The 17734-nt window shown below is 65.2% G+C and carries 15 protein-coding genes and 1 tRNA gene; 7 read left to right on the top strand and 9 right to left on the bottom strand.

All coding sequences use genetic code 11. The features are described 5' to 3' along the window. Entirely contained in the window at positions 1-1662 is a 1662-nt protein-coding gene (locus M4J39_RS21975) for a hydantoinase B/oxoprolinase family protein (RefSeq protein WP_251730644.1), read from the top strand. 123 nt (positions 1663-1785) lie between these two features. Here the strand turns inward: M4J39_RS21975 and M4J39_RS21980 are convergent. Beyond that, positions 1786-1862: transfer RNA gene (locus M4J39_RS21980), tRNA-Met, on the bottom strand. A 183-nt stretch (positions 1863-2045) separates the two neighbouring features. On the opposite strand from M4J39_RS21980, the gene M4J39_RS21985 reads away from it, so the two are divergent. Further along, on the top strand, positions 2046-3251 hold the full coding sequence (locus M4J39_RS21985; RefSeq protein WP_251730645.1) for a lytic murein transglycosylase: 1206 nt from the start codon (positions 2046-2048) through the stop codon (positions 3249-3251). A gap of 66 nt (positions 3252-3317) precedes the next feature. Here the strand turns inward: M4J39_RS21985 and M4J39_RS21990 are convergent, their stop codons facing one another. Beyond that, the gene (locus M4J39_RS21990; protein ID WP_251730646.1) at positions 3318-3824 is read right to left on the bottom strand and encodes an Hsp20/alpha crystallin family protein; all 507 of its coding nucleotides are present in this window, start codon (positions 3822-3824) and stop codon (positions 3318-3320) included. A gap of 476 nt (positions 3825-4300) precedes the next feature. Between M4J39_RS21990 and M4J39_RS21995 the strand changes: the two genes are divergently transcribed. The 3 genes from M4J39_RS21995 to proX all read left to right on the top strand — a co-directional run bounded on the left by M4J39_RS21995 (position 4301) and on the right by proX (position 7658). After that, entirely contained in the window at positions 4301-5524 is a 1224-nt protein-coding gene (locus M4J39_RS21995) for a glycine betaine/L-proline ABC transporter ATP-binding protein (protein ID WP_251730647.1), read from the top strand. Further along, a complete protein-coding gene (locus M4J39_RS22000) occupies positions 5521-6447 on the top strand; it encodes an ABC transporter permease subunit (RefSeq protein WP_251730648.1) in 927 nt (308 codons plus the stop codon). The genes M4J39_RS21995 and M4J39_RS22000 overlap by 4 nt, the downstream gene beginning before the upstream one ends. Before the next feature lie 197 nt (positions 6448-6644). Continuing rightward, positions 6645-7658, top strand: coding sequence for a glycine betaine/L-proline ABC transporter substrate-binding protein ProX (gene proX / locus M4J39_RS22005; protein WP_251730649.1), 1014 nt, complete (start codon positions 6645-6647; stop codon positions 7656-7658). Positions 7659-7802: 144 nt separating this feature from the next. Here proX and M4J39_RS22010 read toward each other — a convergent pair whose 3' ends face one another. The 4 genes from M4J39_RS22010 to M4J39_RS22025 all read right to left on the bottom strand — a co-directional run bounded on the left by M4J39_RS22010 (position 7803) and on the right by M4J39_RS22025 (position 11040). Then, on the bottom strand, positions 7803-9065 hold the full coding sequence (locus M4J39_RS22010) for a multidrug effflux MFS transporter (RefSeq protein WP_251730650.1): 1263 nt from the start codon (positions 9063-9065) through the stop codon (positions 7803-7805). A gap of 175 nt (positions 9066-9240) precedes the next feature. After that, positions 9241-9618, bottom strand: coding sequence for a type II toxin-antitoxin system death-on-curing family toxin (locus M4J39_RS22015; RefSeq protein ID WP_251730651.1), 378 nt, complete (start codon positions 9616-9618; stop codon positions 9241-9243). Then, the gene (locus tag M4J39_RS22020; protein ID WP_251730652.1) at positions 9615-9845 is read right to left on the bottom strand and encodes a hypothetical protein; all 231 of its coding nucleotides are present in this window, start codon (positions 9843-9845) and stop codon (positions 9615-9617) included. Before M4J39_RS22020 ends, M4J39_RS22015 begins: the two co-directional genes overlap by 4 nt. Before the next feature lie 82 nt (positions 9846-9927). After that, positions 9928-11040 carry an extensin family protein gene (locus tag M4J39_RS22025; protein ID WP_251730653.1) on the bottom strand — a complete coding sequence of 371 codons (1113 nt, stop codon included), beginning with the start codon at positions 11038-11040 and terminating at the stop codon, positions 9928-9930. Between the two features lie 100 nt (positions 11041-11140). Here M4J39_RS22025 and fosX point away from each other — a divergent pair, with 100 nt between their 5' ends. Continuing rightward, the gene (gene fosX / locus M4J39_RS22030; protein WP_251730654.1) at positions 11141-11560 is read left to right on the top strand and encodes a FosX/FosE/FosI family fosfomycin resistance hydrolase; all 420 of its coding nucleotides are present in this window, start codon (positions 11141-11143) and stop codon (positions 11558-11560) included. Positions 11561-11564: 4 nt separating this feature from the next. Here the strand turns inward: fosX and M4J39_RS22035 are convergent, their stop codons facing one another. The 3 genes from M4J39_RS22035 to flhA all read right to left on the bottom strand — a co-directional run bounded on the left by M4J39_RS22035 (position 11565) and on the right by flhA (position 15756). Then, positions 11565-12014 (bottom strand): hypothetical protein, encoded by a 450-nt coding sequence (locus M4J39_RS22035; protein WP_251730655.1) that lies wholly within the window; start codon positions 12012-12014, stop codon positions 11565-11567. A 308-nt stretch (positions 12015-12322) separates the two neighbouring features. After that, a complete protein-coding gene (locus M4J39_RS22040) occupies positions 12323-13528 on the bottom strand; it encodes a GTP-binding protein (RefSeq protein WP_251730656.1) in 1206 nt (401 codons plus the stop codon). 212 nt (positions 13529-13740) lie between these two features. Then, entirely contained in the window at positions 13741-15756 is a 2016-nt protein-coding gene (flhA, locus tag M4J39_RS22045) for a flagellar biosynthesis protein FlhA (protein WP_251730702.1), read from the bottom strand. A gap of 776 nt (positions 15757-16532) precedes the next feature. On the opposite strand from flhA, the gene M4J39_RS22050 reads away from it, so the two are divergent. Next, the gene (locus tag M4J39_RS22050) at positions 16533-17537 is read left to right on the top strand and encodes an ABC transporter substrate-binding protein (RefSeq protein ID WP_251730657.1); all 1005 of its coding nucleotides are present in this window, start codon (positions 16533-16535) and stop codon (positions 17535-17537) included. Positions 17538-17734: the final 197 nt, after the last annotated feature.

A 17734-nucleotide genomic window follows, 5' to 3' on the forward strand; every position in this document is an offset into this window, starting at 1 on the left:
ATGACACACGACGATCCCATCACGCTCGAAATCATCCAGAACTCCCTGCAGGCGACGGCCGACGAAATGTTCGCCGCCATGCGCAAGACGGCGATGAGCTCGATCATCTACGAGGTGCTCGACATGGGCACCGGCATTCTCGACGCCAAGGGGCAGCTTGCCAGCTCGGGCGCCGGCATTCCCGGCTTCGTCGGCGTGCTCGACAAGTCGGTGAAGGTGCTGGTCGACAAGTTCGGCAAGCCCGGCGACGTCGAGCCCGGTGACGTGTTCATCACCAACGATCCCTATTACGGCGGCGTCACTCACCTCAACGATCTGGTGGTGGCGATGCCGGTGTTCGCCGGCGAGAAGCTGATCGCCTGGACGGCCAACATCGCCCATAACTCCGACGTCGGCGGCAAGTCGCCGGGGTCGCTGTCGGCCGACGCCACCGACATCTTCCAGGAGGGCCTGCGACTGCCGGCCATCAAGATGATCTCGAAGGGCGAGCCGATCGCCGGCATCTTCGACATCATCACCGTCAACTCGCGCATGCCCGACTTCCTGCGCGGCGACCTCTGGGCCGCCATCGCCTCGGTGCGCATCGGCGCGCGCCGGCTGACCGAACTCGCCGAGAAATACGGCGTCGAGACCTTCGAGAAGGCCATGGCCTCGTTCATGGACTACGGCGAGGAGGTGACGCTCAAGGAGCTGGCCAAGCTGCCGCGCGGCACCTTCGAGCTGACCGAGGAGCAGGACGACGGCCGGCTGTTCAACGTCAAGCTGACGATCTCCGAAAGCGAGTTCGTGGTCGACCTGCGCGACAACCCGCCGCAGGATGCCGGTCCCAACAACGCCAGCCGGGACGACGTTCTGGTGTCGGTGCAGGTGATCTTCAAGGCGCTGACCGACCCGCTGTCGCCGGCCAACGAGGGTACCTTCCGGCCGCTCAAGGTGCTGACCACGGAGGGAACGACCTTCCACGCCAGGGAACCGGCGGCCATCGGCTTCTATTACGAGATCGGCATCCGCGTCACCGACCTCATCTGGCGCTGTCTCGCGCCTCACGTGCCGCACAAGCTGCCGGCCGGCCACTTCTCGTCGATCGCCGGCACCTTCATCGGCGGCATTCACCCCGATACCGGGCGCCAGTACACGATCATCGAACCGCAGATCGGCGGATGGGGCGCGGCCGAGGGGCGCGACGGCAACAACGCCATCTTCTCGGCCGTCCATGGCGAGACCTACAACTGCCCGGCGGAGATATCGGAAGCCCGCAACGGCCTCATCGTCGACCGCATGGAACTCAACATCGCCGAGGGTGGCGAGGGTGAGTGGTGCGGTGGTCGCGGCATCCGCGTCGATTACCGCATCCGCCGCGACGACAGCTTCCTGACGCTCGGCTACACCCGCTCGCGCATTCTGCCGTGGTCGCTGAAGGGCGGCAACGAGGGCAGCGCCAACTATGCCATCGTCGCCAAGAAGGACGGCACGCGGACGCGTTACGCTTACGGTTCGGGCATCCGCGTCGACGAGGGCGAGGTGATCGAGATCTACACCGCCACCGGCGGCGGCTTCGGCGATCCGGCGGAGCGCGATCCGGCCAAGGTGGCCGCCGACATCCGCGACGGCTACATCACGCCGGAGCGAGCGAAGGCGGTCTATCCGCAGTCGGCCGGCTGAGGGGAATCGGCGTCTGCGGGAGCCAGCGTTCCCGCCGACGTCCTGGAACGGACGGCAACGCACTCGGCGAACGCAAACTCGCTGGGTGCGTTTTCTTTTGGCGGGATTTTCCGTGAGGAGAAGTGGTAGCAGCGGGCGGAATCGAACCGCCGACCTACGGGTTATGAGTCCGTCGCTCTAACCAACTGAGCTACACTGCCACGACCCACCGGCTGGCCGGCGGAAAGTGCGCCGATATAAGGGCGGGGGAGGGGGGCTGTCAAGCGCCATTGCCCCCGTAATGACCCTTTGCCGGCGGCGCTCCCCAAGGCGCAAAAAGCCGGGCTCGCCGGTGGGCGTTCGTGAGGCTTGACCCCCGGTCGTCGGCGCGATTCCATTCGGGGATGAAGCGAATCGCACTCCTCCTCGCCGGCGTGCTGGCGCTTGCCCCGATCGGCGCGGCGGCGGCCGACGCCGCCTTTTCCCGTTGGCTCGGCGACAAGGTGTGGCCGGCAGCGAAAGCCTCCGGCGTCAGCCGGGCCACCTTCGAGGCGGCGGTGGCCGGCCTCGAACCCGACCTTCGCCTGCCCGACCTCAAGCCGACCGGCGGCGGCGACGCCTTCCAGGCGGAGTTCCGCAGCCCGGCGACCTATCTCGCCGATGCCAAGCTCGACGCGCTGGCCGCCGGCGCGCGCAAGCGATATGCCGACAATCGCGCCACTCTCGACAAGGTGGCGCGGGCGACCGGCGTGCCCCCAGGCATCGTGCTGGCCGTCTGGGGCAAGGAATCGGCCTTCGGCGCCGCCAAGATCGAGAAGGACGCCGTGCGCACGCTGGCGACGCAGGCCTACATGGGCTCGCGCCGGGCCGAGTTCTTTCCCGAACTGGTGGCGGCGCTGGTCATCCTCGAACAGGAGCATATCTCCCGCGCTGCCATGAAAAGCTCGTGGGCCGGCGCGCTGGGCCAGCCGCAGTTCATGCCCTCGAAGTTCCTGTCGGACGCCGTGGACGGCGATGGTGACGGCCGCCGCGACATCTGGCGCTCGACGCCGGACGTTCTGGCCTCGATCGGCCATTACCTGAAGTCGCGCGGCTGGAAGGCGGGCGTCCCCTGGGGCGTCGAGGTGCGATTGCCGGCCTCGGTGCCGTGCAGCCTGGAAGGCCCCGATCAGGGCCAGCCACTTGCCGCCTGGGCCAGGGCCGGCGTGACGCGGGCCGACGGCCGGCCGCTGGCCTTGGGCGATGTCGGGCCGACCGGACACCTGTTGATGCCGGCGGGGCGCATGGGGCCGGCCTTCCTGGTGTCGCACAACTTCTATGTGCTGAAGACCTATAACGAATCCGACGTCTACGCCCTGACCATCGGCATGGTGGGCGACCGGCTGGGCGGGCCGCAATCGATCCGGGGCGATTGGGGACGGGTGACCGGTTTCAGCCGTGGCGACGTCAGGGCCGTACAGCGGCGGCTCGAGGGCATGGGGCACGATGTGGGAACGGCCGACGGACTGGTCGGCTTCCGCACCCGCGTCGCCATCGGCCGCTGGCAGGCCAGGAACGGTCTGCCCGTGACCTGCTATCCCGACAAGGCGGTTATCTCTGCCTTGAAATGAGGCTCCGCCCTGACATGACAGGGGGGGCGCCAAAGCGCCCCCCAACGTTGGTGACTGCGCCCCCGTTCAGTGCAGGGCCGCCGGGCGGATGTCGATCCGCTTGGTCGTCTTGGGCTGATCGGGCGAACGCGGCACCGTCACCTTCAAGACGCCCTTGTCGAACTCGGCGGTGATCTTGTCACGGTCCGGCGTGAAGGGCAGGGCGAACGAGCGCATGTAGGTGCCGCTCGAGCGCTCGGTCAGGCGATAGTGGCGCTTGTCGTCCTTCTCCTCGCGGTCGACCTTGTGCTCGGCCTTGAGGGTGAGAACCTCGTCGTCGATCTCCAGATCGATGTCCTTGGGATCGATGCCGGGCAGTTCGGCGGTCATCTCAAGGCCGGTCTCGGTCTCGGCGATGTCGACGCGCGGGCTCAGGATGCTCTCGCCGCCGCCGGCGAGCGGAGGCAGGCCCCAACCGCGGGTGAAGCTGTCGAACAGCTGGTCCATTTCGTGGCGCAGCGACAGGAACGGATCCTCGTGTGAGCGAGAGGGAGCCGAACCGCGCCCGAATGGCATCAGGGATTTCTTGTCCATGGCTAACTCCTCGTGTCTCGCGGAGTCCTGTCGGACGAACGCCTCATCGGTGTCCGCCGGAGGACCCTTAACGTGGCTCTTCATATATGGGGAGCCGAGGGCGTTTGTTGAAGCCCCGGAGCAGCTCGAAGGTAGTCCCATTGATGTTGGATAGTCTCCCGATCTGTCGGTGCGAGTCGCCGATCATATTGGCTCTTTCCGCGGATTGACGCGCTGTATCTCGTGATCAATCGCGATGATCATTTTGACGGCATATCTATCCAGAAAATCCCCATAACACAGGGGATGTTGGCCCTCTCGTGCGTTGATATGCCCGCCTCTCGCGGCTGGATTATCCTGGCTCCTGGGGTTGTTATCCAATACTGGCGTCTGCAGGGTTCCAATTTTCGCCACAATGTGCTACTTGGAGCAATATGACAGTTAAACTTAAAGTTGAAAGCGTATTCAAACTATTCAACGATACGCGAAAAGAGGGCATGGCGCTGCTGAGAGACGGCGCCACCAAGGACGAGATTTTTCGCAGCACGGGCGTGACCGTCGGCATCAACGACGTCAGCTTCGAGGTCAACGAGGGCGAGATCTTCGTCATCATGGGCCTCTCCGGCTCGGGCAAGTCGACCCTCGTCAGAACCTTGAACGGGCTCATCCGGCCGTCGTCGGGCAAGATCTTCATCGCAGGGGAAGACGTCGCCAGTTGCGACATGAAGCGCCTGCGCGCCATACGGCGCCGGGAGATCACCATGGTCTTCCAGCATTTCGCGCTGTTCCCGCACAAGACGGTGGTCGAGAACGTCGCCTATGGCCTGAAAGTGAAGGGTGTCGGGCCGACCGAGCGGCGCAAGGCGGCGATCGAGGCCCTGGCGAAGGTCGGGCTCGATGCCTATGCCGACAGCTTTCCGGGACAGTTGTCCGGCGGCATGCAGCAGCGTGTCGGGCTGGCCCGCGGCCTCGCTACCGACCCGGCGATCCTGCTGATGGACGAGCCGTTCGGCGCGCTCGATCCGCTAATCCGGCGCGAGATGCAGGACGAACTGATCGCGCTGCAAAAGGAACTGAAGAAGACCATCGTCTTCATCACCCACGACCTCAACGAGGCCCTGCTGCTCGGCAATCGCATCGCCATCATGAAGGACGGCGCCTTCGTGCAGGTCGGCACGGCGCAGGACATCGTCTCCAACCCGGCCGACGACTATGTGCGCGCCTTCGTGGCCGACATCGACCGCTCGCGCGTCTTCACCGCATCCGATATCGCGCAGGATGCCGATCATATTCCGCTCAAGGAGAGCGTTCTCGGCGCGCTCGTCGTCATGGACAAGGCCGGCGTCGACGTGGCGCATGTGGTCGATCAGGACGGCGTGCTGGCGGGCATGGTGACGCGCGAAGCCCTGACGGCGGTGAAGCCGAACACGCCGGTCGTCGAGGTGATGGAACCCGATGCGCCGAGCGTGACCAGCGAAGCCTATATCAACGAGATGTACGCCACGGCCCAGAACGGCGTTCTGATGGCCGTGACCGACAGCGACGGCAAGCTCGTCGGTTCCGTGGAGCCGACGGCGATCTTCGGGCATCTGACCCCCGACACCGAGACGGCGACCGAAGCCGAGGAGGACGACGGCAAGGAAGACGCAGGCCCGCCATCCGATGAAACGGAGACCGAGCCCGCCAACATTGTCGATGCTCAGAAGGAGAAAAGCCTGTGAGCCCGTCCGATCTTCTCGTCATTCCCTTCGATGGCTGGGTCAACGCCTTCGTTCGCGGATTCCTGGTTCCGAACTTCCGCCCGTTCTTCCGCGCCGTGCAGGTTCCGGTCAACGAGGTCCTGCAGGCGTTCGACGGATTCTTCGCCTGGGTGCCGATGCTCGTGGTCACGCTGGTCTTCGCGTTCGTCGCGTGGCGGGTGGTGGGGCGGACCATGGCGATCATCACCGTCGTCGGCTTCGTCTTCATCGACATGATCCAGCTGTGGCCCGAGACCATGACGACGCTGGCGATGATCCTGACCTCGGTGCTGTTCTGCACCCTCATCGGCATTCCCGCCGGCATTCTGGTGGCCGGCTCCAACATGGCGTGGAAGGTTGTCAGGCCGATCCTCGACATCATGCAGACGGTTCCAAGTTTCGTGTACTTGGTGCCGATCGTCATGCTGTTCGGCGTCGGCATGGCGCCCGGCATCATCGCGACCATCATCTTCGCGCTGCCGCCGATCATCCGGATGACCAATCTCGGCATCCGCAACGTCCGCGAGGACCTGATCGAGGCGTCGGAGGCCTTTGGCGCCACCCGGACGCAGACGTTGATCGAGGTTCAGCTGCCGCTCGCCATGCGCACCATCATGGCCGGCCTGAACCAGACGCTGATGCTGGCCATGTCCATGGTGGTCATCGCCGCCCTGATCGGCGCCGGCGGGCTGGGGTTGATCGTCAACACCGGTCTCGGCCGTCTCAACGTCGGGCAGGCGACCGCCGGCGGCGTGGGCATCGTCATCCTGGCGATCGTGCTCGACCGGATCACGCAAGGCCTGGCGGAACCGGGCTCCGGCAGCAAGAAACCGCTGCTCGGCTCGTTCAAGTCGCTGTTCCGCAGCCAGGACATCGAAGCCGCCGCACCGGACAAGGCGGTCTGAAGACACTGGGCATGTCCGGCGAGCCTGGGTCGCCAGCACGCCCTATCTCATTGTTTTCATGCAGCTCCGGGCGCAGAACCGGCGTCCATTTTGCTGGAGCTGCTCTGGATGCCGCGCGCTTTTGCGCCGGTTCAAACGGGGTGGTCGCGCTTGATGGCGCGGCCCCGAGACGCCCACCTTCAAACTGGAGATCAGAAATGACCAATGCTATCCGCAACACGATGACCGCCGTGGCGCTCATCGCCGGCGCCGTCGGTCTTTCCGCAGGTCTTGCCAGCGCCCAGGATATGCCGGGCAAGGGCACCACCATCAAGATGGCTCAGGCGACATGGGATACCGGCTGGTTCCAGGCCGCGATCTACAAGCAGATGTTCGAAACGCTGGGCTACACGGTCGAAGGCCCGACCACGCTCGACGCGCCGATCTTCTATCAGTCGGTCGCCCAGGGTGACGTCGACCTCTGGGTCAATGGCTGGTTCCCGCTGCACGACACCTACAAGGAGACGTTCGACGGTTCGGCCTCGATCGTCGGGGCCATCGCCAAGGGTGGCGCGCTGCAGGGCTATCTGGTCGACAAGGCCGCCGCCGAGGAGTTCGGCATCAAGACGCTGGACGACTTCAAGCGTCCGGAGGTGATGAAGGCCTTCGACCGCAATGGCGACGGCAAGGCCGATCTGGTCGCCTGTCCGCCGGGCTGGGGCTGCGAGGTCACCATTTCCGAGCACATGAAGAACTATGAGCTCGACGACGCCATCAACCCGATCAAGGCCGGCTACTCCGCGTCCATGGCCGATGCGATCGCCGCCTACAAGGGCGGTGAGCACATCCTGTTCTACACCTGGACGCCGAACTGGACCGTCAACGAGCTGAAGCTCGGCGACGACGTCGTGTGGATCGAGGTTCCCGAGAAGGACGGCGTCGAGACGCCGGCGGCCGCCGAGGGCATCAAGGCCTGCGTCGAGGATCCCTGCCGCATGGGCTTCGTCGCCAACGACATCGTGCCGGTCGTCAACAATGCCTTCCTCGACAAGAACCCCGCCGTGGCGACCCTTCTCAAGGGCGTGCAGATCCCGCTCGACGACATCTTCGCCCAGAACGCGGCGATGAATGCCGGTGACGACAAGGTCGACGCGCAGGCCGCCGAGTGGGTCAAGAAGAACCAGGCGGCCGTCGACGGCTGGCTGGCCGACGCGCGCGCCGCGGCCAAGTAATACGCGTTCCGCTTGATCCGGACTTATCCGGCTCGAGCGGACGGCAGTTGCATGAAACGATTGGGGCGTCGATCTGAACCAACTCGGATCGACGCCCCATTTTCTTGTCTGGACGACATCGGCGATATCGCCGGCTGCTGGATGCTACTCCGCGCTGGCCGCTACGGCCGGGTGATAGTGCGGCTGGAACAGCCGGCCGCGCTCGGTCCAGAAGACGATGAGCAGCGTCAGGGTCGACAGGCCGAAGTAGCCGGCCGTCAGCGGCATGATGGTGCCGTCGAAGGCCTGGCCGATCAGCGCGCCGCCGACGGCGCCGATCAGCGTGGTGAAGGCGCCGATCAGCGAGGAGGCGGTGCCGGCCACTTCGCCGAGGGGGTCGAGGGCGAGCGCGTTGTAGTTGGACATGGCGATCGAGAAGAAGAACTGCATCGCCACCATCATGGCGATGAACAGCCAGAGTGGCGGCAGTCCGTCCCACGCATAGGCGGCGGCAAGGAAGATGGCCGCCAGAGCGACGTGGATGACGTGGCTGCTGTGCGACAGGCGGCGCATGCCCCAGCTGCGCACCAGGCGGCTGTTGACGAAGGCGGCGATGCCGCCGGTGACCGCCACCGACGCGAAGGCGGCCGGGAACAGCGCGCCGAGACGATAGCCGTCGGAGCCGAGGATCTGCTCGGCCGAACCGATGAAGCCCATCAGCGTGGCAAAGAGCAGGCCAATGGCCAGCGAGTAGCCGACCGCCTCGCGATTGGTGACGCAGATGCGCGCGGCCTCGACGATCGACCGTACCGACAGGGCGCGGCGGAACTCGGGATGCAGCGTCTCGGGCATGCGGATGTAGAACCACAGGCCGACGGCGACCGACAGGGCGGCCATGGTGGCGAAGATGGAGCGCCAGCCGGCCAGCGCCAGCAGCAGGCCGCCGAAGGTGGGCGCCAGCACCGGGATGATCATGAACACCATCATGGTGAAGCTCATGACGCGGGCCATCTCGCGGCCCTCGTAACGGTCGCGGACGATGGACACGGCGATGACGCGGGCGGAAGCTGCGCCGATGCCTTGCAGCACGCGAGCGACCAACAGGCCGGTGAAGCCCGTGGCCAGTGCCGATATGATGGCGCCGACGATCAGGATGACGAGGCCGGCGATCACCAAGGGGCGGCGTCCCCAGACGTCGGACAGCGGTCCGTAGACGATCTGGGCGATGCCGAACCCGACCATGTAGGAGAAGACGACGAGCTGCAGCTCGTTGGCCTCGACAAGGCCGAAGCTGTCGCCGATGGCGGGCAGTGCCGGCAACATGGTGTCGATGGCAAGGGCCGTAAGGCCCATCAGGGCGGCGATGAGGGCGACGGTCTCGGCAAAGCCGGGACCTTGGCGAGCCGGCAAGCCGGTCGTGGTAGTCATGACGAAACCTAAAATGCTGAAAGCAGAGCCCGGAGAATGCCGGGACGCGCAAACAAAATACTGCTGCGGCCTGCCTGGGCGTGTCTTGTAGCGTTTCAGAGACGTTTTTTCCAGCCCGGATGGCCGGAGTCAGCAAAATGTGATCGGGGAAACGCTTAGGGCGAGGGGAGGGGACCTACCGACGCTCTGTCGTATTGGCGCGAAGCCAGGCTACAAGTTGGCCGAACTCGAAGTGTCCCGACCGGTAGAGACCATCGATGAAAGCAAAGGTCTCGTCAGCGCCGGCCGTGATGAAGGTTCCGTTGATAGCCAGGAACGTGTAGGTCGCGGCAAAGGCAACGCGTTTGTTTCCATCGAGGAACGGATGGTTCTGCGCCAAACTCTCCCAGAGGGCGGCCGCCTCCTCGATCAAGTCGGCATAATAGCCTGTCTGCGGGCGAAATAGGGCGGCTTCCAGCAGACCGGGATCTCTGACGCCGGCAATGCCGCCATATCGTTCCACTTGATCCTCAAGGATCGCTAGAACTTCGATCGTTGTCAGGAAGTCGCTCATTCCGCCAACTTTTTATACAGTGGCGCAAACGTATCGTGGCTAGCCTGATAGACGGCCATGACGCTCGCACGGGGCTTGCCGTGTTTGCGCTTCTCGATCAGATCGGCGAACGCCTCGTCCACAAGTGCCTGTAGCTGGCGCCCCTCGCTTTTCGCAAGATCGCGCACTGTCGACAGAATTTCAGAGTCGACCTGGGTCGCAAACTTCTCGCGGCTGTGGGACGTCATGACACACCTCCATATCTGGCAGGACTGTATCATGATGGATCATGACGTCTCAACCATGGCTTCCGAAGCGTATGGGGCAAACTCAATCGTCCGAATACGGCCCCGGGATCGAGCCGGTGATGTCGGTCGAAGAATAGCCCTGGAGGGGCTGCGCGCCGACGTTCCAGCCGATGTTGCCCGCGCCTGCCGGCGGCGGTACGTAGGTGCCCTGGCCCACCGGCGTGCAGATGTAGCCGGGTGGGCAGCCGGGCGGCTGGGCGGCCGGCGCGTCGGCGTAGATCGGCTGGGGCTGCTGGTACGCGGGCTGCTGATAGGCGGGCTGTTGGGCGACCGGATAGGCGCCGTTGCCGATCGGGGCCGGCGGCAGCGGCGCGTCGAAGGACGGATTGCCGGCAGCGTAGGTCGGTTCGGTGGGCATCGGCTGCGGCGCGGCCGGCCAGACCGGACTGGCCGGCAGATTGCTCGCCATCGGCATGTTCGGGTCGGGCGTGAACATCGGCGCACCGCGCGGCGGCACCTGCGGCTGCGGCTTGCAGTAGCGATAGGTGCCGGCGTTGTTGTGGCGGGCGAGGTCGAGGTGCAGGTGGTCGTCGTGCGCGCGGTCGGCGCCGGGGCCGAGCACGGTGGTGAAGGCGCCGCAGGCGCCGCGCGTCACCTCGCGCAGGAAGGCGCGGTCGGTGGGGTTGCCGTACCAGCCCTTCTTGACGGTGACGGTATAGCCGTTGGACAGCTCGACGCCGGCAAAGTCGAAGGCATTGGCGAAGGCGTGCTCGGAGAGGCGGGCGCCGGCGATGTTGTTGCGCGGGCGGCAGTTGTAGGTGCCGAAGTTCTTGATCTCGACCACCGGCAGGCCGTAGCGGGCCAGCGCCGCCGGCATGACGACCTCGGCGACCCAGCGTTCGAGCGCCGCCGTCATCGGACAGGAGAGCACCAGCGAGCGGGAGCCGAGGCTGACGGTGCCGTCTTCCAGCGCCTTGACCTTCAGGGGACGGTCGATGCCGCAGATGCCCTTTCCCTGGATGGCGCTGGCCTTCTGGATGAACGGCGTCAGCTTGACCATGTTGCGGGCGTAGCAGGCCGCTTCCGCCTGGGCGCGCCATGGCGCGCGCTCCTCGGATTCGAAGAAGCCGCAGCCCGCCAGGGCGGCGGACACGAACAGCGAGAGCAGACCGGACGCAATACGAGAGGGTCTCATGCGCACAGTTTAGAGCCGATGCCTTAAGGGGCGGTTTACGTTAATCGGGGGAAAACCGGGCGGCATCGGCCCGAACGGCCCCGCGGCAAGGAGGCAAGGCATGATTCAAGGGATCAGTCACATCACCTTCATCGTCGCCGATCTCGACCGGACGGAGGCGATGCTCGTCGGCATCCTCGGCGCCCGCAAGGTCTATGACAGCGGCGAGCATACGTTCTCGCTGTCGAAGGAGCGGTTCTTCGTGGTCGGCGCCGAGCCGAACGCCACCTGGATCGCCATCATGGAAGGGGAGGCGCTGTCGACGCGGACCTACAACCACGTGGCCTTCAAGATCGATGATGGCGAATACGAGGCTTGCCTCGGGCGCATCAGGGACATGGGGCTCGACGTGCGCGAGGGCCGCTCGCGAGTGCCCGGCGAGGGGCGGTCGATCTACTTCCACGACCACGACAACCACCTGTTCGAGCTGCACACCGGCACGCTGGACGAGCGCCTGGCGCGTTATGCCGAGGGGCGGTGACGGCTCAGCGGGAGGGCGTGACAACGCGTGGCCAGGCGGGCGCGACCTCGGTGCCGGCAGCAATGGTGGCCTGCATCGTGCGGGCCGATCCGATCAATGCCTCGCGCGCTTCGGCTATCAGTCTTTCCATCGCGCGCTGTCCCGCTTCGGCGCCCAGCAGTTGGACGGCTTTCGTCCTGAGAGCCTGCTCTTCCGGGGCGCAGCGGGTGAGCGCGCCGTCGGCCGCCGTCGCCGCGTCGAAGGTTCGGTCGCGCTGAACCGTCTGGCCGATCTCGTTGACGGTGCAGATCGTCCATGCGCGCCGGGGGATATCGAGTTCGGCGGCGATCCGTCGGGCGTTATCGGCTGCGTGGCCCGGCGACAGCGCCAGTGAACCGCAGGCAAGCACCATCGTCACGCGGCGCGCAAAGCCGGTTCGGCGAAGCTGACGGCTAGGGGCGCTTGGCAGGGGCATTGCCGCTCGAAGAGACCGATCATGGAGGGAGACGGACGCGTCGCCCCCAGCATGCACCATGCTCAGGCCGCCGAACAGCCCCCGGCGGCCTTGATCGCGGCGCGGATATCCTTGACCGATATTCCGGCCAAAGGCCCTGTCAAAGCGCAGGCCGCCCGGTCAGACGTTCCGCCGGGCGACGGGGCGCGAAAGGACTGCGGAAGCTCAGAGGACGCCGATACAGACGGGTTGCGACAGGCGCGGTTTGCCGCGAGGGGCGCCGAGGATGGGGGTGAGCAGCCGTCTCCCGTCATGGATGGGAAAGCGATTCAGGACGCCAATCCCCAAGCCGGGAACGGGTCGGGCAGATGGCGGTAGCGGTCGGGGTTGAAGCGGGTCATGATCGTGGCTTCGCCGACGAGACAGGCGTCGAGGTTGGCGCGGATTGCCGTCTCGTCCATGCCGGAGCCGATGAACACCAGCTCCTGCCGGCGGTCGCCCCAGTGCGAATGCCAGTTGCGCCGCATGACCTCGCGCCATTCGGCATGATCGGGCCAGCGTTCCTTCGGCACCGCCGCCCACCAGCGGCCGAGCGCCCCGGTGCGGCAGACTGCTCCGGCGATCGACAGTTCGCCGCACCACTCGGGGCGGGTGGCAAGCCAGAAGTGCCCCTTGGCGCGGATGACGCCGGGAAGGCTCTGGCGGAGGAAGGCGCTAAAGGCGCAAGGGTGAAACGGGCGTCGGGCGCGGTAGACGAAGGAGGCGATGCCGTACTCCTCGGTCTCGGGCACATGATCGCGAAAGCCGTAAAGCTCCCTGGCCCAGAGCGGGTGCCGCTCCGCCTTGTCGCGATCGAACAGGCCGGTGTCGAGCACGCTTTCGAGCGGCACGCGGGCGAAATCCGCCTCGATGAGCTTGGCGTCGGCGTTGAGCGCCCTGACGATCTTGCGGGCCTGGTCCGCGCGTTCCGGGCCGGCATCGGACACCTTGTTGAGGATGACGACGTCGGCGAACTCGATCTGCTCGGTCAGGAGGTCGGCGAGCGTGCGCTCGTCGTCGATGCCGGCTGTTTCGCCACGGTCGCCCAGGAGGTCGTGCGAGCCGAAGTTGGCGGTGAGATTGATGGCGTCGACCACCGTCACCATGGTGTCGATGCGGGCGACGTCGGACAGCGAGACGCCGGCCTCGTCGCGGAAATCGAAGGTGGCGGCGATCGGCAGCGGCTCGGCGATGCCGGTGGCTTCGATCAGCAGGTAATCGAAGCGGCCGGCGCGGGCGAGGCGGCTGACCTCGGCGAGCAGGTCGTCGCGCAGGGTGCAGCAGATGCAGCCGTTCGACAACTCGACCAGCTTCTCGTCGACGCGGGAGAGGCCGCCGCCCTCGCGCACCAGGTCGGCGTCGATGTTCACCTCGCTCATGTCGTTGACGATGACGGCGACGCGGCGGCCGGCACGGTTGTTGAGGATGTGGTTGAGAAGCGTCGTCTTGCCGGAGCCGAGAAAGCCCGACAGTACGGTTACGGGGAGATGGGGCATCGGCAACTCACTAAATGCAACGTTATAACATAACATATGGCTAGCAAGCGGGGGCCATGGTGTCAATGGTTCCCCGGCGTTTGGCGCCAAGATCGGCGATGCCTGTGGGGAACCCCCAGTAAGCTATTGATACAGCGTGATTTCGTTGATGATCGCTGCGGCTCGGGAGCAATCCCGATCCGAGATGTCGCGCAACCGTCGGAGCGGACGCTCTAGATCTGTCCCACCGTCTTCAGGCGGACCTTGGGGTGGACCTCGGCTTGGCTCATCACCGTGGTGTGGGCGCGGAAGCGCTCGACGATGGAGCGGACGAAGGGGCGGTTCATCGGGCTGGTCATCAGCACCGGCAGCTCGCCCTTCTTGGCGGCTTCCTCGAACTGATCGCGAACGGTGCCGACGAACTCCTGCAGCTTGCTGGGCGCCATGGCGAGGCGGCGGTCGTCGCCTTCGCCGACGATGCTCTCGATGAAGGCCTGCTCCCAGGCGGGCGACAGGCTGATGAGCGGCAGGTAGCCGCCCTGCGCCATGTTGGAAGCGCAGATCTGGCGGGCGAGGCGGGCGCGCACGTGCTCGGTGATGGTCTGCGTGGCGTGGGAGATGGACAGGCCCTCGGCGATGCCTTCCAGGATGGTGCCGAGGTCGCGGATCGACACGCGCTCGGCCAGCAGCAGTTGCAGAATGCGCTGGATGCCGGAGACGGTGATCTGGCTCGGCACGATCTCGTCGATCAGCTTGGCCTGATCGGACGGCACCTCGGCGAGCAGCTTCTTGACATCGGCGTAGGAGAGGAGCTCGGAAACGTTGGTTTTCAGCGTTTCGGAGAGGTGCGTGGAGAGCACGGTGGCCGGGTCGACCACGGTGTAGCCGCGGATCGCCGCTTCCTCGCGCAGGCGGCCGTCCACCCATGTGGCCGGCAGGCCGAAGGTGGGCTCGGTGGTCTGGGTGCCGGGGATGGTCACCTTGCCGCCCATCGGGTCCATGACCATGTACTGGCCGGGGAACAGCGTTCCCTTTCCGGCGTCCACTTCCTTGATCTTGATGACATACTCGTTGGCGCCGAGCTGCACGTTGTCCAGGAGGCGCACCGGCGGCATGATGTAGCCGAGGTCGGAGGCGATCTGCCGCCGCAGCGCCTTGATCTGGTCGGACAGCTTCTCGCCGCCCTTGCCGTTGTCGTTGATCAGCGGCAACAGGCCGTAGCCGAGCTCGACGCGCAGGTCGTCCATCTTGAGCGCGGTGGCGATCGGCTCCTCGGCCGGCGGCGGAGGGGGCGCATCGGCTTCCGCCTGGGCCATGACGGCCTCGATCTCGCGCTTGGCGTTCTGGCGCTTGGCCCAGAGGGCGAGGCCGCCGGCGCCGGCGCCGAGGGTGGCGAACGGCAGGAAGGGCAGGCCGGGCAAGAGCGCCAGCAGGCCCATGACGACGCCGGAGATGCCGAGCGCGGCCGGATAGCCGGTGAGCTGGCCGGAGAGCGCCTTGTCGGCCGAGCCGGAAACGCCCGCCTTGGACACCAGAAGGCCGGCGGCGGTGGAGACGATCAGCGCCGGGATCTGGCTGACGAGGCCGTCGCCGACGGTGAGGATGGTGTAGGAGTGGCCGGCTTCCGACAGCGTGATGCCCATCTGCATCGTGCCGATGATGATGCCGCCGATCACGTTGATGAAGGTGATGAGCAGGCCGGCGATGGCGTCGCCGCGCACGAACTTCGAGGCACCGTCCATGGCGCCGAAGAAGGCGCTTTCCGCTTCCAGATCCTTGCGGCGCTTCCTCGCCTCGTCTTCCTTGATCAGGCCCGACGACAGGTCGGCGTCGATGGCCATCTGCTTGCCGGGCATGGCGTCGAGGGTGAAGCGGGCGGCGACTTCGGCGATGCGGCCCGAACCCTTGGTGATGACGATGAAATTGACGATGATCAGGATGGCGAAGACGATGATGCCGATGACGAAGTTGCCACCCATCACGAAGCCGCCGAAGGCCTGGATGACGTGGCCGGCGGCGTCGGTGCCTTCGTGACCATGGCTGAGGATGAGGCGCGTCGAGGCGAGGTTGAGCGACAGACGCAGCATCGTCGAGATCAGGAGGATGGTCGGAAAGGACGTGAACTCCAGCGGCGTGTGGATGAACAGCGCCGTCATCATGATCAGCACGGAAAAGATGATCGACACCGCCAGCATGAAGTCGAGCATCATCGCCGGCATCGGCAGGATCAGGATGACCATGATCAGCATGATGCCGGCGGCGAGGCCGATGTCGCCGCGCAGGAGTGTCGAGCGAAGGTCCGAGCCCGTGGGCACGCTGAGACCGAAAGGAATCCTGGAGGGCGCCGTCTCGGGGGCTGAGGTGATGTCGCTCAAGTCGATCGTTTCCGAATTGCCGGCTGCGACGCACCTTGCGCCACCCGGCAGAATTTGCCGAGTGCATGGTTAACGGGTGGTTAACGGTGGCGGCTGCGTCCCCGACTGTTTGTCGACGGGCCTCTCCGTCCGTCCGCGAAATGTGTCGAGCAGGTGGCCGTCAGATGGCGAAATTTTGAAGAAGAGCGAGGCGATTAATATTTGAATCAATCTTCGGATGTCGTTTCAGATATGGCAACCTGAAAGCGCGTATGCGGAAAAGCGGTTGATTTCCGAAAGGCTTGGCATGCCCGATAAACCGGAGTCCGAAATGCGGGATAAAAAGGACTAACTGTGGCTCCCTATGATCAAATCAGCGTGTGAATCTAGTCTATTATTTTCTTCTGGCTTCCTGTTTGATGTTTAAATCGGCTCAAATTGCCCCAAAAATCTATTTTTCTTTAGATATCGCATGTTTTTTCAAAGTAAATTTGAAGTTGCCTTGGGGTTGTTGGCCTATATACTGCCTGCGCGTGCTCGGCAGTGGCGGGCACGTCGACGAATGACTGAACGCCCAGTTCCGAAGGCATGGCGCCCCGCTATTTGGAGGTCCGGGGTCGTGGGCTGTCTCACCATTCGCACCGAACGAAACGCGAAGCCCGGAGACCAAGATGAAACAGCTTCTCGCGACCACGTTTTTCGTAGCAGCGTCGGCTTCGCTCGTTCCGGCGCTCGCGGCGGACAGCACCTGCGGACGCGTCACGATTGCGAACATGAACTGGCAGTCCGCCGAACTCATCGCCTGGCTCGATAAGGCCATCCTTGAAAACGGCTACGGCTGCGAGGTCGATCTCGTACCCGGCGACACCCAACCCACCTTTGCCTCCATGACCGAGAAGGGCGAGCCCGATATCGCCCCCGAGGGCTGGATCAACGCCATGCGCGAACCGCTCGACAAGGCGGTGGCCGAGGGCAAACTGGTCTATGCGGTCGAGGCTCTTGGTGAGGGCGGCGTCGAGGGATGGTGGATCCCCGACTACATCGCCGAGGCCCACCCCGACATCAAGACGATCGACGACGCGCTCAACCATCCCGATCTGTTCCCTGACCCGGAGGATCCCTCGCGGGGCGCCGTTTACAGCTGCCCTTCGGGCTGGAACTGCCAGGTCACCACCGGCAACTTCTTCAAGGCCTACGACGCGGAGAAGCGCGGCTTCAACCTGATCGACCCCGGTTCGGCCGCCGGTCTCGACGGATCGATCGCCAAGGCCTTCGAGCGCAACCAGCCCTGGCTGGGCTACTACTGGGCGCCGACTTCCATTCTCGGCAAGTATCACCTGGTCCGCCTGGACTTCGACGTGCCCTATGACGAGGCCGAGTGGAAGTCCTGCACCACCGTGCCCGACTGCGACAAGCCCAAGAAGAACGCCTGGTCCAAGTCGGAAGTGTTCACCGTGGTGACCAAGTCCTTCGCCGACAGGGCGGGGCCGGCCTACGACTACATCAAGACCCGGGCCTTCCCGACCAACGAGCCGGTCAACGAGATGCTGGCCTGGATGACCGACAACCAGGCGACCGGCGAGGAAGCCGCGCGCTATTTCCTCAAGGAAAAGGCCGACATCTGGACCAAGTGGGTTCCGGCCGAGGTCGCCGAGAAGGTCAAGGCGGCGCTCTGATCCTCACGAGTTGAAAGCCGGCGTGCCCGGGGCGCGCCGGCATGCGTAGGCGGGGCCGGCGGTTCGGCTCCGTTTCCCCCCTCAGGATCTTTCGAATCCCGGTGAGGGTATTGGCGTGGCTGTCGCCCCTTGGCGACGGCTCCCATGGCGCCGCCCCGTCCGTCTCCGGGGCGGCGCCACCTCGCCGAACATGGAGA

The sequence above is a fragment of the Pleomorphomonas sp. NRK KF1 genome, from assembly GCF_023721755.1.
In the GTDB taxonomy this organism is placed as follows: Bacteria; Pseudomonadota; Alphaproteobacteria; order Rhizobiales; family Pleomorphomonadaceae; genus Pleomorphomonas.

What these genes read in the sequence shown, in the direction of transcription:
- M4J39_RS21975 (WP_251730644.1), top strand. Translation starts at nt 1, where the DNA reads ATGACACACGACGATCCCATCACGCTCGAAATCATCCAGAACTCCCTG.
- M4J39_RS21985 (WP_251730645.1), top strand. Translation starts at nt 2,046, where the DNA reads ATGAAGCGAATCGCACTCCTCCTCGCCGGCGTGCTGGCGCTTGCCCCG.
- M4J39_RS21990 (WP_251730646.1), bottom strand. Translation starts at nt 3,824, where the DNA reads ATGGACAAGAAATCCCTGATGCCATTCGGGCGCGGTTCGGCTCCCTCT.
- M4J39_RS21995 (WP_251730647.1), top strand. Translation starts at nt 4,301, where the DNA reads ATGGCGCTGCTGAGAGACGGCGCCACCAAGGACGAGATTTTTCGCAGC.
- proX (WP_251730649.1), top strand. Translation starts at nt 6,645, where the DNA reads ATGACCAATGCTATCCGCAACACGATGACCGCCGTGGCGCTCATCGCC.
- M4J39_RS22010 (WP_251730650.1), bottom strand. Translation starts at nt 9,065, where the DNA reads ATGACTACCACGACCGGCTTGCCGGCTCGCCAAGGTCCCGGCTTTGCC.
- M4J39_RS22015 (WP_251730651.1), bottom strand. Translation starts at nt 9,618, where the DNA reads ATGAGCGACTTCCTGACAACGATCGAAGTTCTAGCGATCCTTGAGGAT.
- M4J39_RS22020 (WP_251730652.1), bottom strand. Translation starts at nt 9,845, where the DNA reads ATGACGTCCCACAGCCGCGAGAAGTTTGCGACCCAGGTCGACTCTGAA.
- M4J39_RS22025 (WP_251730653.1), bottom strand. Translation starts at nt 11,040, where the DNA reads ATGAGACCCTCTCGTATTGCGTCCGGTCTGCTCTCGCTGTTCGTGTCC.
- fosX (WP_251730654.1), top strand. Translation starts at nt 11,141, where the DNA reads ATGATTCAAGGGATCAGTCACATCACCTTCATCGTCGCCGATCTCGAC.
- M4J39_RS22035 (WP_251730655.1), bottom strand. Translation starts at nt 12,014, where the DNA reads ATGCCCCTGCCAAGCGCCCCTAGCCGTCAGCTTCGCCGAACCGGCTTT.
- M4J39_RS22040 (WP_251730656.1), bottom strand. Translation starts at nt 13,528, where the DNA reads ATGCCCCATCTCCCCGTAACCGTACTGTCGGGCTTTCTCGGCTCCGGC.
- flhA (WP_251730702.1), bottom strand. Translation starts at nt 15,756, where the DNA reads ATGCTGATCATGGTCATCCTGATCCTGCCGATGCCGGCGATGATGCTC.
- M4J39_RS22050 (WP_251730657.1), top strand. Translation starts at nt 16,533, where the DNA reads ATGAAACAGCTTCTCGCGACCACGTTTTTCGTAGCAGCGTCGGCTTCG.